General features: G+C 65.5%; 12 protein-coding genes. All 12 read left to right on the plus strand.

Features of this window, described 5'->3' with window-relative positions:
* Positions 1–47: 47 nt before the first annotated feature.
* Entirely contained in the window at positions 48–788 is a 741-nt protein-coding gene (locus AC0L3J_RS25320; RefSeq protein ID WP_473348674.1) for a carbonic anhydrase, read from the plus strand.
* Positions 789–979: 191 nt separating this feature from the next.
* On the plus strand, positions 980–3,490 hold the full coding sequence (locus AC0L3J_RS25325) for a caspase family protein (RefSeq protein ID WP_473348675.1): 2,511 nt from the start codon (positions 980–982) through the stop codon (positions 3,488–3,490).
* 221 nt (positions 3,491–3,711) lie between these two features.
* A complete protein-coding gene (locus AC0L3J_RS25330) occupies positions 3,712–4,704 on the plus strand; it encodes a 30S ribosomal protein S2 (RefSeq protein ID WP_007610895.1) in 993 nt (330 codons plus the stop codon).
* Positions 4,705–4,835: 131 nt separating this feature from the next.
* Positions 4,836–5,759 (plus strand): translation elongation factor Ts, encoded by a 924-nt coding sequence (gene tsf / locus AC0L3J_RS25335; RefSeq protein ID WP_106944997.1) that lies wholly within the window; start codon positions 4,836–4,838, stop codon positions 5,757–5,759.
* A 60-nt stretch (positions 5,760–5,819) separates the two neighbouring features.
* On the plus strand, positions 5,820–6,536 hold the full coding sequence (gene pyrH, locus AC0L3J_RS25340) for a UMP kinase (RefSeq protein ID WP_018455040.1): 717 nt from the start codon (positions 5,820–5,822) through the stop codon (positions 6,534–6,536).
* Between the two features lie 67 nt (positions 6,537–6,603).
* Positions 6,604–7,167, plus strand: a complete 564-nt coding sequence (gene frr / locus AC0L3J_RS25345) for a ribosome recycling factor (RefSeq protein WP_027518196.1) — start codon at positions 6,604–6,606, stop codon at positions 7,165–7,167.
* A 93-nt stretch (positions 7,168–7,260) separates the two neighbouring features.
* Entirely contained in the window at positions 7,261–8,019 is a 759-nt protein-coding gene (locus AC0L3J_RS25350) for an isoprenyl transferase (protein WP_473348676.1), read from the plus strand.
* Positions 8,016–8,858, plus strand: a complete 843-nt coding sequence (locus AC0L3J_RS25355; RefSeq protein ID WP_473348677.1) for a phosphatidate cytidylyltransferase — start codon at positions 8,016–8,018, stop codon at positions 8,856–8,858. The genes AC0L3J_RS25350 and AC0L3J_RS25355 overlap by 4 nt, the downstream gene beginning before the upstream one ends.
* 4 nt (positions 8,859–8,862) lie before the next feature.
* The gene (gene dxr / locus AC0L3J_RS25360) at positions 8,863–10,086 is read left to right on the plus strand and encodes a 1-deoxy-D-xylulose-5-phosphate reductoisomerase (protein WP_473348678.1); all 1,224 of its coding nucleotides are present in this window, start codon (positions 8,863–8,865) and stop codon (positions 10,084–10,086) included.
* A gap of 44 nt (positions 10,087–10,130) precedes the next feature.
* Entirely contained in the window at positions 10,131–11,282 is a 1,152-nt protein-coding gene (gene rseP / locus AC0L3J_RS25365) for an RIP metalloprotease RseP (protein WP_473348679.1), read from the plus strand.
* A 187-nt stretch (positions 11,283–11,469) separates the two neighbouring features.
* A complete protein-coding gene (bamA, locus tag AC0L3J_RS25370) occupies positions 11,470–14,004 on the plus strand; it encodes an outer membrane protein assembly factor BamA (protein WP_473289252.1) in 2,535 nt (844 codons plus the stop codon).
* Between the two features lie 124 nt (positions 14,005–14,128).
* Complete coding sequence (gene lpxD, locus AC0L3J_RS25375; protein WP_473348680.1) at positions 14,129–15,196, plus strand: UDP-3-O-(3-hydroxymyristoyl)glucosamine N-acyltransferase; 1,068 nt, start codon at positions 14,129–14,131, stop codon at positions 15,194–15,196.
* Positions 15,197–15,231: the final 35 nt, after the last annotated feature.

Raw genomic sequence — 15,231 nt, forward strand, 5'->3', positions numbered from 1 at the left:
TGATCGCCGTGAGGCCGTTCGTCCATCGCGCCGGGAGGGAACGTGACATGTGCGACAAGTGCAATGAATTCCCACATGAGAGGATCGCGCCGTCGCGACGCTCCGCGATGTTGTTGGGTGCCTCGGCGCTCGGCCTCGCCCTGTCCGGCAGGGCCTTCGCCAAGGAGACGAAAACGCCGCCCAAGCCGCAGAACGTGCTGTCGCCCGACGCATCATTGAAGCGCCTGACGGAAGGGAATGCGCGCTATGTCGACGGCGTGTCGCGGCGGCACGATTTCAAGCACGAGCGCGAGGTGTTGGTCGGCGGACAGAATCCGTTCGCGGCCGTGCTGAGCTGTGCCGATTCGCGCATCTCGCCGGAATATGCCTTCGATACCGGCCGCGGCGATCTGTTCGTTTGCCGCGTCGCAGGAAATTTCGCCGGCACCGAAACTGTCGCCAGCATGGAATACGCGGTGGCCGTGCTGAATACGCCGCTGATCCTCGTGCTCGGCCATGACGCTTGCGGCGCGGTCGACGCGACGCTGAAGGCGATCAAGGACAACAAGCCGCCGCCGGGCCATATTCCCTCGCTGGTCGATGCGATCGCGCCCGCCGCCAAGGCTGCGATGCAGCAGGGTGGGGACGTCCTCGACAAGGCGATCCGGCAGAACGTCATCGACAACGTCTCGAAGCTGAAATCGGCAACGCCGATCCTCAATGCGGCGGTGGAGCAGGGCAAGCTGAAGGTCGTCGGCGGCATCTATCGGCTCACGACGGGAACGGTCGACCTGATTGCGCAGGGCTGAACCGGCTGACTTCGCCTGGCGCCGGTGCGTCGCCGCGTCACTTACGCGGAGCTGACACCGGAGCGGGGTGGCCATGCCGCCGCCTCAATCCAAGCCTTCGTTATTTGGAAGCCTTTCGTTCAAGTGCCATTCAGCCGGCCGCGCGTCTGATGCGTGGCGGCACCTCAACAACAAAAACGGGCAAGCAAGCCATGCGTGGGACGCTCAGAGCCTTCATTTGCCTTCTCCTGCCGATCGCGGTCCTTGCCGCGGGCGCGCCGGATCCGGCGCGTGCGCAGCAGCAGGAAAAGCGTATCGCGCTCGTGGTCGGCAACGGCGCCTATGCCAAGTCGCCGCTGGCGACGACGGCAAACGATGCCGGCCTGATCGCGCAGACGCTGCAGGCGGCGGGCTTCGACGTCGTCGGCGCCCGCGACCTCGACGGCGACACGCTGCGCAAGAGCTTTCGCGATTTCATCCAGAAGGCGCAGGCCTCAGGCCCGGGCACCGTCGCGATGGTCTATCTCGCCGGCTATGGCGTGCAGCTTGCGGGTGAGAACTATTTCATCCCGGTGGACTCCAACATCACCCGCGACACCGACATTCCGACCGAAGGCCTGCGTATCGGCGACTATCTCCGCCAGCTGGCTTCCGTTCCGCTCAAGGCCAACATCATCGTGCTCGACGCTGCGCGGGCGCAGCCCTTCGTGGAGGGCGGCCAGCAGATCGCGAGCGGACTTGCGCTGGTCGAGCCCGACGCCAACATGCTGATCGCGTTCAATGCCGCGCCCGGCACGGTGGCGCCCGAGGAGCCCGGACCTTACGGCATCTATGCGCAGTCGCTGGCGGAGATGATCCGCACCGGCGGCCTGCCGCTGCCCGAGGTGTTCGACCGCGTTCGCCTGCGCGTCAACGAGGCCAGCAAGGGCGCGCAAGTGCCCTGGAACGAGCAGAAGATTTCCGCCCAATTCTCGTTCTTCGAGCGCGGGCCCGACGCGCCGCCGCCGGAGGCCGGACCCGACCAGGTCGCCGCGAGACGCAACAAGCCGATCCGCGATCTCGGCGTGCAGGATGCCTATGCCGCCGCGCTCACGCGCGACACGCTGCCGGCCTATGAAGAGTTTCTCACCGCCTATCCCGGCGACCCGCTGTCGAAGCGCGTGATGGCGATCGTCGCGGCGCGCCGTGAGGCCATCACCTGGCGGCGAACCTATCGCACCGACACGCCGGAAGCCTATTGGTCGTATCTGCGTCGCTATTCGCGCGGTCCGCATGCGGCAGATGCGCGCCGGCGCCTGGCGATTCTCACCGCGCCGGCCGAGCCGCCGCCGAGCTTCGCGATGATCGACTACGACGTGCCGCCACCGCCGCCGGAGGAGGTGGTCTATGTCGACCGTCCGGTGCTGTATTTCAGCGATCCGGATTTTGGCTTCGCGCCGCCACCGCCGCCGCCGGTCTACTATCTGCCGCCGCCGCCGCCGGATTTCGTCGTGCTGTCACCGCCGATGCCGGTGATCGGCCTGTTCGTGCTGCCGCAGCCGATGTTCGTGCCGATTCCTGTGTTCGTCAGGCCGCCAATCTATGTTGCACCGCCGCCGAACAACATCATCTATCAGAACATCCATAATAGGACGGTCATCAACACGGTGATCAACCAGCCGCCGGCACCGCCGGCGGCGGCGGGTGCGGGTACCGGAGCGGGACCGGGCAATCTCACGCCGACCATTGCCGGGCGCACCAATCCGGCTAGTCCAGCCATGCCGCAGGCGGTCGTGCAGCGCGCCGCCCTGATTCAGCAGGGCAAGGCGCCGATGCCGCCGAGCGCGACGATGCGGCCGACGGCGAGGCCAGGAACGCTTCCGACGACGCCCGCCAATGTCGCGCCGACCGGTACGCCATCTCCCACTCCATCTGCCATTCCATCTGCCACGCCACCGGCCAAGCTGCCCCAAGCTAACACGCTGCCGGTTCCCGGCACCCATGGCGGTCCACCTGTCCCGCCAGCGGGAGCCGGGCCACTGCCGGGCGGTAAACCCGGGTTGCCCACGGCCACTGCACCCGGTGCGCCGCTGCCGAACCATTCGGGAGCGCCTGCGGGGGCGCCGACCACTGCTGCTCCCGGCACCACGCCGCCAGCCCATCCCGGTGCGCCGACCGGCGCGTCGGCGACTGCGCCCACGGCGACAAACCCGGCCGCTGTCCCCGGCCAACTGCCGAAGCCGCCGGTGGCCCAGACCCCGCCCGGGACCGGGCCTGGGGACCATGGCAAGTCCGCGACCCGCGAGCGAGCTGGTTCGCCGCCGGCTGCCCGCACGCCTCCGCCTCCTGGCCCAGTTGGACGACCGGTCATGCCGCCGCCCTCGGCGGCGCGGGAGCCAATCCGGCCGCAGCATCAGCCGACCGCTGCTCCCGCCCAGGCTGCCCGGCCGGCGGCACCACCACCGCGGCCTCAGGCCGTGGCCCGGCCGGCGCCGCCGCCTCCGCCGCGTATTGCGCCGCCGCCACCGCCACGGGCGGCTCCGCCCGTGGCGGTCGCTCGGCCGGCGCCGCCGCCAATGGCGCGACCCGCGCCGCCGCCGCCGGTCGCCCGGCCGGCGCCACCTCCGCCGCCCCGAATGGCCGTCGCGCCACCACCGCCGCCGCGCCCGGCAGCACCCCCACCGCGTCCTCCGGCTCCGCCGCCGGCGGCAAAGAAGTGCCCGCCGAACCAGCCCAGATGCTAGGCAGGGGCTAGGCCGCAGCGTGGTCTTTACGGAAGGGGGCCTCTCGCGGGCGAAAGCCGCCCCGAAAGGCCCTTATTTCCTTGCTTCTGGTCGAAATCGCGCTATACACCGCGCCATCTCACACGGAAGCATGGCTCACAAGGCCGTCCGGTGGCAGCCGGGGCGACAACGCTCTGTCCTGCTCACACGCTTCCGGAGGAACCAACCGGAGAATTAGAACGATGGCACTACCCGATTTCACTATGCGTCAGCTCCTCGAAGCCGGCGTGCACTTTGGTCACCAGTCTCACCGCTGGAATCCGAAAATGGCGCCGTTCATTTTCGGCGCTCGCAACAACATCCACATCGTCGACCTCGCGCAGACCGTGCCGTTGCTGCACAACGCCCTGCAGGCGGTCAGCGACACCGTCGCCAAGGGCGGCCGCATCCTGTTCGTCGGCACCAAGCGCCAGGCGCAGGACGGCGTTGCCGACGCAGCCAAGCGCTGCGCTCAGTACTTCGTCAATTCGCGCTGGCTCGGCGGCACGCTGACCAACTGGAAGACGATCTCGGGCTCGATCAAGCGCCTGCGTCATCTCGACGACGTGCTCGCCGGCGGCGATGCCTCCTCCTACACCAAGAAGGAGCGCCTGACGCTTCAGCGCGAGCGTGACAAGCTCGACCGCTCGCTCGGCGGCATCAAGGACATGGGCGGTCTGCCCGACCTGATCTTCGTGATCGACACCAACAAGGAAGACATCGCGATCCAGGAAGCCCAGCGGCTCAACATCCCGGTCGCGGCGATCGTCGACACCAATTCGGATCCGAAGGGCATCACCTATGTGGTGCCGGGAAATGACGACGCCGGCCGCGCGATTGCGCTCTATTGCGATCTGATCGCGCGTGCAGCGATTGACGGTATTTCGCGCGCCCAGGGCGATTCCGGCATCGACGTCGGCGCTTCGGTTCGGCCGGTCGCAGAAGAGCTGCCGGCCGCCACGAGCGGCTTCCAGGGCCTCGCCGGTCCGCGCGGCACCTCCGACGACCTCAAGAAGCTCCCGGGCGTGTCGGGCGCGATCGAGAAGAAGTTCAACGACCTCGGCATCTTCCACTTCTGGCAGCTGGCCGAGCTCGATCACGACACCGCGCACAAGATCGGCGAAGAAGTCGGCCTGCCGAGCCGCGCGGACGCCTGGGTGGCCAAGGCCAAGGCGCTGACCGCGGAAGCGGAATAGTCAAAAAGAGCGATGGGTTGGCCGGACAAGCTCCGGCCACCATTTCAGTTGACGCGAATTCCTGAGATGGACCGCGGCGAGGCGATCTGGCCGCGCCGCGGCAAACCGGCAGGCAAAAAGGATTTTGAACGATGGCAACGATCACAGCTGCGATGGTCAAGGACCTGCGCGAGTCGACCGGCGCAGGCATGATGGACTGCAAGGCCGCGCTGACCGAAAACGACGGCAACATGGAAGCGGCGCAGGATTGGCTGCGCAAGAAGGGCCTGTCGAAGGCCGCCAAGAAGTCGGGCCGCGTCGCCGCCGAGGGTCTGATCGGAGCCCTCATCAAGGGCAACAAGGGCGTCGTGGTCGAGGTCAATTCCGAGACCGATTTCGTCGCGCGCAACGGCCAGTTTCAGGGCCTCGTCAAGATGATCGCCCAGGTCGCATTCAACGTCGGCGCCGATGTCGAGAAGATCAAGGCCGCCAAGGTCGGCGACGTCACGATCGAAACTGCGATCAATGACGCGATCGCCACCATCGGCGAGAACATGACGCTGCGCCGCGCAGCTTCGCTCGAAGTCAGCCAGGGCGTGGTGTCGAGCTACGTCCACGGCGCCGTCGTCGAGGGCGCCGGCAAGATGGGCGTGATCGTGGCGCTGGAATCGCCGGGCAAAGCGGACGAGCTCGCAACGCTTGGCCGCCAGATCGCGATGCATGTCGCGGCCGCCAACCCGTTGGCGCTCGATCCGTCCGGTCTCGATCCGGCGGTCGTCAAGCGCGAGAAGGACGTGCTCGCCGATAAATATCGCCAGCAGGGCAAGCCCGAGAACGTGATCGAGAAGATCGTCGAGTCGGGCCTGAAGACCTATTACAAGGAAGTCTGCCTGCTCGAGCAGGCCTTCATCCACGACACCGGCAAGTCGGTGGCGCAGGCGGTGAAGGAAGCCGAAGGCAAGGTCGGCGGCGCGGTGAAGATCGCGGGCTTTGTGCGCTATGCTCTCGGTGAGGGAATCGAGAAGCAGGAAAGCGACTTCGCGGCCGAGGTCGCGGCCGCCAGCGGCAAGAAGTAAGCGCCGGAACGTTCCTTCCGGCGTGCCGCCGGAAGCGGCGCCCGGACAAGGAAAGTGCTCATGACTGATCCGGTCTATCGTCGCGTCGTGATCAAGCTGTCCGGCGAATATCTCGCGGGACCGCAGGGTTTTGGCATTGATCAGCCGACCATCGACCGGGTCGCCGACGATCTGATCGCAGCCCGCCATCTCGGCACCGAAGTCGCCGTCGTGATCGGCGGCGGCAACCTCTTTCGCGGCGTCGAGGTCTCCTCGCGCGGGGTGTCGCGCCCGACCGGCGACACCATGGGCATGCTCGCCACGATGATGAACTGTCTCGCGCTCGAAGCCACGATCGAGCGCAAGGGCACGCCTGCGCGCACGCTGTCGGCCTTCGTCATGCCCGAAATTTCCGAGCTGTTCACCCGCACCGCGGCACACAAATACCTCGCCGAGGGTCGGATCGTGCTGCTCGGCGGCGGAACCGGTAATCCGTTCTTCACCACCGACACGACCGCGGTGCTGCGCGCAGCCGAGATCGGCGCCCAGGCGGTGCTGAAGGCGACCAATGTCGACGGTGTCTACTCGGCCGACCCGAAGAAAGACCCGACGGCGACGCGATTCGACCGTCTGACCCATTCGCAGGCGATCGAGGGCGGCTACAAGGTGATGGATGCGACCGCCTTCGCGCTTGCCCGCGAGACGTCGCTGCCTATCATTGTGTTCTCGATCGCGGAGCCGGGTTCGATCGGCGCTGTACTGCGTGGCGGCGGCCACGGAACCATTGTCGCCGGCTGACGGCTTGTCGTGGCGCCCTCGAGGGAAGGGCGCGGAGAGGTCGCCGGGATTTTTAAGGAGAAACGTGATGGCCACGGATAATTTCGATCTCAACGAAGTCAAACGCCGCATGCAGGGCGCGATCCAGTCGCTCAAGCACGAGCTTGGCGGCCTGCGCACCGGTCGCGCCTCAGCCTCGATGCTCGATCCGGTGCAGGTCGACGCCTATGGCAGCCACATGCCGCTGAACCAGCTCGCCACCGTCAGCGTGCCGGAGCCGCGCCTGATCTCGGTGCAGGTCTGGGACAAGTCGATGGTCAAGGCGGTGGAGAAGGCGATCGTCGATTCCAATCTCGGCCTGTCGCCGGCGACCGAAGGCCAGGTGCTGCGGCTGCGCATCCCCGAGCTCAATGAGGAGCGTCGCAAGGAGCTCGTCAAGGTCGCGCACAAATACGCGGAAGCCGCCAAGGTCGCCGCGCGCCATGTCCGCCGCGACGGTCTCGACGTCCTCAAGAAGCTCGAGAAGAATCACGAGATGTCCGAGGACGATCAGAAGCGCCACGCCGACGACGTGCAGAAGGCGACCGACGGCACGATCTCCGAGATCGACCAGTTGCTGGCCGCCAAGGAAAAAGAAATCCTCACCGTTTAAAGCGCGCTGGATCGCGCTTTAGGTTATTGTTCGCGCATGATCTTTTCGGAAAGCCGCTTCGCACTCCTCCGGATCATGCTTTAAGGCAGCCTCATGTCCAACGCCGCCGCGCCCGCAACGGAAGGACCCGATCGGTCCGATGCGCCTGCGCATGTCGCCATCATCATGGATGGCAACGGACGTTGGGCGGCCGCGCGCGGCTTGCCACGGGCGGAAGGCCATCGTCGCGGCGTGGAGGCCCTGCGCCGCGTGGTTCGCGCGTCGCATGAGCTTGGCATCCGCTATCTCACCATCTTCTCCTTCAGCTCGGAAAACTGGTCGCGCCCGGCGAGCGAGATCGGCGATCTGTTCGGCCTGTTGCGCCGCTTCATCCGCAACGATCTGGCAAGCCTGCATCGCGACGGCGTCAAGGTACGCATCATCGGCGAGCGGGACGGGCTGGAGGGCGACATCTGCGCACTTCTCAATGAGGCGGAGGAACTGACGCGCGAGAACACCCGCCTCACGCTCGTCGTCGCCTTCAATTACGGCTCCCGCCAGGAGATCGCGAAGGCGGCGCAGAAGCTCGCGCGCGAGGTCGCCGAGGGCCGGCGCAATCCTGAGACGATCGATGCCGAGACCCTGGGAGCGCATCTCGACGCACCCGACATTCCCGATCCCGATCTCATCATCCGCACCAGTGGCGAGCAGCGGCTGTCCAACTTCCTGATGTGGCAGGCCGCCTATAGCGAGCTTGTCTTCGTGCCGATCCACTGGCCCGATTTCGACAAGGCGGCGCTGGAAGGCGCAATCGCCGAATTTGCCAGGCGCGAGCGCCGTTTCGGCGGCCTGGTCGCGAAAACCGCCTCGTGAGCGACCCCGACTCCGCACCGGCCGGCTCTCAGCCTGCCCCGAGCAATCTCGTGATGCGAATCCTCGCAGCGCTGGTGCTGGCGCCGCTCGCCATTGCGCTCGCTTATGCCGGCGGCTGGCTGTGGGCGCTGCTCGTCACCCTGGTGTCGATCGGACTGTTCGCGGAATGGCTGATGGTGGTGGGCGCAGGCTCGACCGCGCTGACCGGGGCGGGGACGATCGTCATCGCCACGATGGGCTTGTGCGTTGCCTTCGGCGCGCTCAAAACCGCAATCATCACCGGCCTGATTGGCGGCGCGGTCGTGACGGTGATCGCGCGGGGCAAGTTCGTGTGGGCTGGCTCCGGATTCGCCTATGCGTCGGCGGCGCTACTCGCCTCGATCCTGCTGCGGAAGGATCTCGTGAACGGCTTCGCCGCGCTGATGTTCGTGCTGCTCGTGGTGTGGGCGACCGATATCGGCGGCTATTTCGCCGGCCGCGGCATCGGCGGACCGAAGCTGTGGCCGCGCGTCAGCCCGAAGAAGACCTGGTCGGGCGCGCTCGGCGGCTTTGCCGCGAGCCTTTTGGTCGCGGTCGGCTTTGCCGCTTGCGGGCTTGGAAAGATAGTTCCATTGCTGCTCGTCAGCGCGGTCCTGTCGGTCGTGTCGGCCTGCGGCGATCTGTTCGAATCCGCGGTCAAGCGGCGCTTCGATGTCAAGGATTCCAGTCACTTAATTCCCGGCCACGGCGGGCTATTGGACCGTCTGGACGGTTTTGTCGCTGCCATCCTGGTGGCATGGATTATCGGCTTCCTCCGCCATGGTGTGCATAGCGCCGGAAGCGGTCTTATGGTTTGGTGAAGATATGAGCGCGGTTCCATTGCGTAACAACAAGGCTGCGGCATCGACCGTCCGCAGCGTCACGGTTCTCGGCGCCACCGGCTCGATCGGCGACAGCACGATGGATCTGCTGCGCGCCTCTCCCGAGCGCTACCGTGTCGAGGCGCTGACGGCGAACAGCAATGTCGACGCGCTGGCAAAGCTCGCGAAAGAGTTTTCCGCGCGCTACGTCGCGATCGCCGACACTTCCAAATTTGCCGAGCTCAAGGCTGCGCTCGCGGGCACCGGCACCGAATGCGGCGCCGGCGAAAGCGCGGTGATCGAGGCCGGCGCGCGTCCGGCCGATTGGGTGATGGCCGCCGTGAGTGGCGCCGCCGGACTGAAGCCGGCACTGGCGGCGGTCGATCGCGGCGCGCATGTCGCGCTCGCCAACAAGGAATGTCTCGTCTGCGCCGGTGATTTCTTCATGCAGCGCGCGGCGAAAGCGGGCGCCTGTATCCTGCCCGCGGATTCCGAGCATAACGCGCTGTTCCAGGCGCTCGCCTCGGGCAATCGCGACGAGCTCGTCCGTGTCATCATCACGGCCTCCGGCGGCCCGTTCCGGACCTGGAAGCCTGCCGACATCGAGCAGGCGACACTCGCGCAAGCGCTGAAGCATCCGAACTGGAGCATGGGCCAGAAGATCACGATCGATTCCGCCTCGATGATGAACAAGGGGCTCGAGGTGATCGAGGCCTCCTATCTGTTTGCGCTCTCGCCCGACGAGATCGACGTCCTCGTTCATCCGCAGTCGATCATCCACGGCATGGTCGAGTTCTCCGATCGCTCAGTCGTGGCACAGCTCGGCGCACCCGACATGCGCACGCCGATCGCGCATTGCCTCGGCTGGCCCGACCGCATCAAGGGTCCGGCCGCCAAGCTCGATCTGGCCAAGATCGGCCAATTGACCTTCGAGGCGCCGGATTTCGAGCGCTTCCCCGGGCTGCGGCTGGCCTTCGATTCGCTCCGGACCGGGAAGGGGGCGACCACCGTCTACAACGCCGCCAACGAGGTCGCGGTCGCTGCCTTCATCGCGGGCAAGATCCGGTTTGGCGCGATTGCCCGGCTGGTGGAGGCGACGCTGGACGACTGGATCCGGAGCGGGAACCAGGCCCCGCTGACGTCAGCGGACGATGCAATCGCTGTTGACCATGTTGCGCGAAATAGGGCTGCCGCCCTATTGCCTCAAATTGCCTTAAAGGCATCCTAGATGGTTCGGGGCCAGGGCCTTGCGGCGCTGGATGAGGGAATTCGATGATCGACTTTTTCGTCCATAGTTTCAATACGTTGAGCCATGGGCTCCTCGGCTACGCGGTTCCCTTCTTGTTCGTCCTGACCATCGTCGTGTTCTTCCATGAGCTCGGCCATTTCCTGGTCGCGCGCTGGGCGGGCGTTCGCGTGTTAACTTTTTCGCTCGGTTTCGGACCTGAGCTGGTCGGCTTCAACGATCGCCATGGCACCCGCTGGAAGATCTCGGCGATCCCGCTCGGCGGCTACGTCAAGTTCTTCGGCGACGAGAGCGAGGCTTCGACCCCGTCATCCGAGAAGCTTGCGGCCATGACGGCCGAGGAGCGCGCCGGCAGCTTCCATCACAAGAAGGTCGGCCCGCGCGCCGCCATCGTTGCCGCTGGACCGATCGCCAATTTCATCCTGGGAGCGCTGATCTTCGCCGGCATGGCGCTGTATTACGGCAAGCCGAGCACGATCGCGCGCGTCGACGGTGTCGTCGCCGACGGCGCTGCGGCGGCAGCCGGCTTCAAGATCGGCGACGTCGTCGTCCAGATCGACGGCAAGCCGATCGAGAGCTTTGCCGACATGCAGCGCATGGTTGCGATGAATGCCGGTTCGCCGCTTGCCTTCGAGGTCAAGCGCGACGGCGCCATCGTGTCGCTGACCGCGACGCCGGCGCTGCTCGAGCGCAAGGATCCGTTCGGCAACAGCCACCGTCTCGGCGTGCTCGGCGTCGAGCACAAGTCCCAGGCCGGTGAAGCCTCGACGTCGCCGGTCGGTGTCGGCGAAGCGCTCAAGATCGGGGTTGAGCAGGTCTGGTTCATCATCACCAGCACCTTCAAGTTCCTGGGCTCGTTGTTCGTCGGGAACGGCAATCCGAACGAGGTCAGCGGCGTGCTCGGCATTGCCAAGATGTCGGGGCAGGCGGCCAGCGCCGGGTTCCAGTTCGTGATCAACCTCTGCGCGGTGCTATCGGTGTCGATCGGCCTGCTGAATCTGTTCCCGATCCCGCTGCTCGATGGCGGTCACCTTATGTTCTATGCGGCGGAGGTTGCCCGTGGCCGGCCCCTGTCCGAGCGGACTCAGGAGATGGGGTTCCGAATCGGGCTGGGCTTGGTGCTGATGTTGATGGTGTTTGCGACCTATAACGACATCCTGCGGATGGCCGCATCCTGATAGGGGCTTTTTTGTGGCGTTGCCCGGGCGTTGCTCTTGGGCAACGTCTTGGAATGAAAATGAAATTACGGCGCGCTCGACCGTTTGCGGCGTCGGTGAAATTGTCTACAAGCGGCTTGAACTTGGGGAATCTCCAGACCGGCGTTGGGGTTGGGTCTGGTACGGAATGATAAGGGCGCGTTGCGCAATGAAGTTTGGACTGCGACTCCGGGGGGGCTTGCTCGCAACCCTGATCATGTTCGGCGCGCCGGTGCTTGCCCCGGTTGGGGCTGCCTTTGTGTCTTCGTCTGCGCTTGCTCAGACCGTGCAGTCGATTTCCGTCGAAGGAAATCGCCGGGTCGAGGTGGAGACGATCCGCTCCTACTTCAAGCCCGGTCCCGGCGGTCGCCTCGATCAGGGTGCCATCGACGACGGCCTCAAGGCGTTGATCGAGACCGGCCTGTTCCAGGACGTCAGGATCAACCGGGGCGCCGGTGGCCAGATCGTCGTCTCCGTGGTGGAAAACCCGGTGATCGGCCGCATTGCCTTCGAGGGCAACAAGAAGATCAAGGACGAGCAGCTCACCGGTGAAGTCCAGTCCAAGGCGCGCGGCACCTTCTCCCGCGCCATGGTGCAGTCCGACACGCTGCGAATCGCCGAAATCTATCGCCGTTCCGGCCGCTACGACGTCCGCGTCACGCCTGAAGTCATCGAGCAGCCGAACAACCGCGTCGATCTCATCTTCACGGTCGAGGAGGGCGCCAAGACCGGCGTCAAGTCGATCGAGTTCGTCGGCAACAACGCGTACTCGTCGTACCGCCTGCGCGACGTCATCAAGACGCACGAATCGAACCTGCTGAGCTTCCTCGCCAGCAGCGACATCTACGATCCCGATCGGGTCGAGGCCGACCGCGACCTGATCCGCCGCTTCTATCTCAAGAACGGTTTCGCCGACGTCCAGGTCGTCGCCGCGCTCACCGAATACGATCCGGAGAAGAAGGGCTTCAACGTCACCTTCAAGATCGAGGAAGGCTCGCAATACCGGGTCGGCTCGATCGACTTCCGCTCCAGCATTCCGAACTTCGATGCCACCTCGATGCGCAACTATTCGCGCGTCAATGTCGGTTCGCTCTACAACGTCGAATCGGTCGAGAAATCGGTCGAGGAGATGCAGATCGAAGCCTCGCGGCGCGGTTATGCCTTCGCCGTGGTCCGTCCCGGCGGCGACCGCAACTTCGAGGCGCACACCGTGTCGGTCGTGTTCAACATCGACGAGGGTCCGCGCACCTATATCGAGCGCATCAACCTGCGCGGCAACACCCGCACGCGCGACTACGTGATCCGTCGCGAGTTCGACGTCTCCGAGGGCGATGCCTACAACCGCGCGCTGGTCGACCGTGCCGAGCGCCGCTTGAAGAACCTCGACTATTTCAAGAGCGTGAAGATCACGACGGAGCCCGGCTCGTCGAGCGACCGCGTGATCCTGCTCGTGGACATGGAAGAGAAATCGACCGGCGACTTCTCGGTCTCGGGTGGTTATTCCACCACCGACGGCGCGCTGGCCGAAGTCTCGGTCTCCGAACGCAATTTGCTCGGCCGCGGCCTGTTCGCCAAGGCGGCGGTGACCTACGGCCAGTATGCCCGCGGCTACTCGCTGTCATTCGTCGAGCCCTATCTGCTCGACTACCGGGTCGCGCTGGGTCTCGACCTCTATCAGCGCGAGCAGAGGTCCAACAGCTACATCTCCTACGGCACCAAGACGCTCGGCTTCTCGCCGCGCCTCGGCTTCTCCCTGCGTGAAGATCTGTCGCTGCAGGTGCGCTACTCGATCTACAGGCAGGAAATCACGCTGCCGTCGTACCTGGCGAACTGTAACAACGTAGTTGGGTCGGCGGCCTTCAATCCAAGCCCGGCTTTCTCGGCGGCGAGCGGTATTCCTCTGGATGCCTCGACCAACGGCCTCGGCTGCTACAGCGACGGCGAGGCCTCGTTGCCGGTCCGCAAGGAGCTTGCGAACGGCAAGACGTTGACCTCGGCGCTCGGCTACACGCTGACCTACAACACGCTCGACAACAACAAGAACCCCACCGACGGTCTCCTGGTCGATTTCCGGCAGGACTTCGCCGGTGTCGGCGGCGACGTCTCCTACCTGAAGTCGGTTGTCGATGCGAAGTACTACACTCCGCTCGTCTCGGACATCGTCGGCCTGGTCCGGTTGCAGGGCGGCATGCTGAACAAGATGGGCAGCGATCTGCGCATGCTCGACCACTTCCAGATGGGCCCGAACCTCGTCCGCGGCTTTGCCCCGAACGGCATCGGACCGCGCGATTTGAATCCCTTCGGTACGCAGGACGCGCTTGGCGGCACCAAATATTGGGGTGCTTCGCTCGAATTGCAGATGCCGTTCTGGTTCCTGCCGAAGGAAGTGGGTCTGAAGGGCGCCGTCTATGCCGACGCCGGCGGACTGTTCGACTATCAGGGCCCGACGACGTGGTCAGTGACCAACGAAATGACCACGACCAAGAATTCGAGCTGCACGCCGTCGACCGTCAATCCAGCCTCGGCTGGAACCTGCACCGGCCTGGTGTATGACAACGGCAATGCCGTCCGGTCGTCGGTCGGTGTCGGCTTGATCTGGGCCTCGCCGTTCGGTCCGCTGCGCTTCGACTACGCCGTGCCGCTGACCAAGGGCAAGAACGACCGTACGCAGGAGTTCCGGTTCGGCGGCGGCACCTCGTTCTAATTCGAACAGCACGGCACGATCCGGACTACGGAGCCGGTTTCCGAAAGGGATCGTGCCAATCCAGGAGATCAGGCATGATGCGGCTTGGCCGCTTCATGCCGAAGCCGGACCGCGACGGGGTGGAATGGCGCAGCCGACCTTCTTCACACAGCCGCCCGCCTCAGCGCTGGCTGATATAGCCACGCTGACCAAGGCGGAGCTGGTCGATCCCGCCAGGGGCGGCCAAATCATCAGGGGTCTTGCTTCGCTCGACGAAGCCGGCCCGATGCACCTGACGTTCTTCGACAATCTCAAATATGCCGATGAGCTCAAGGCGACCAAGGCCGGTGCTTGCCTGGTGAGCCCGCGCTTCGAGGCCCGGGTGCCCGCGCATGTCACCGTGCTGCGGGCGCCACAGCCGTTTCGCGCCTTCGTCAGGATCGCGCGGGAGTGGCATGGCGACGCGCTCCGGCCGCAATCCTGGACCGGCAACGACGGCATCGCACCGTCGGCGATCATCGACCCCACGGCCAGGCTCGAGGACGGCGTGGTCGTCGATGCCCTGGCCGTGATCGGCCCTGACGTGGAGATCGGCAGCGGCACGGTGGTCGGCGTGGGGGCCGTGATCGGCCCGGGCGTCAAGATCGGCCGGGACTGCAATGTCGGCGCACGCACCGCCATCCAGTGCGCGCTGATCGGCAACGACGTGCTGATCCACCCAGGCTGCTCGATCGGCCAGGACGGCTACGGCTTCATCTTCTTCGGCCCCGAGGGCCACCTGAAGGTGCCTCAGACCGGCCGCGTGCTGATCCAGAACAACGTGGAGGTCGGCGCCGGCACCACCATTGATCGTGGGTCCTTGCGCGACACCGTGATCGGCGAGGGGACCAAAATCGACAATCAGGTCCAGATCGGCCACAATGTGACCATTGGCCGGCACTGCCTGCTGGCAGCCCAGATCGGTCTTGCCGGCAGCCTCACCCTCGGCGACAACGTGGCGCTGGGAGCGAAGGTGGGCATCAACAATCACGTCAAGATCGGGGATGGAGCTCAGGTGACTGCCATGAGCGGCGTCAAGGACGACGTCCCTCCCAACGGACGTTGGGGTGGTTTTTTCGCCAAGCCGACCAGGCAATGGTTCAAGGAAATCTTGGCCGTCGAGCGCCTGGCGCGCGACAGCAAGGCCGATCCGAAGCAGGAGGAACGGGAGTGACGGACGAAGCACCGGTCAGGTTCGAGCTTGTGGAC

This window comes from Bradyrhizobium sp. Kon37 (assembly GCF_055807535.1).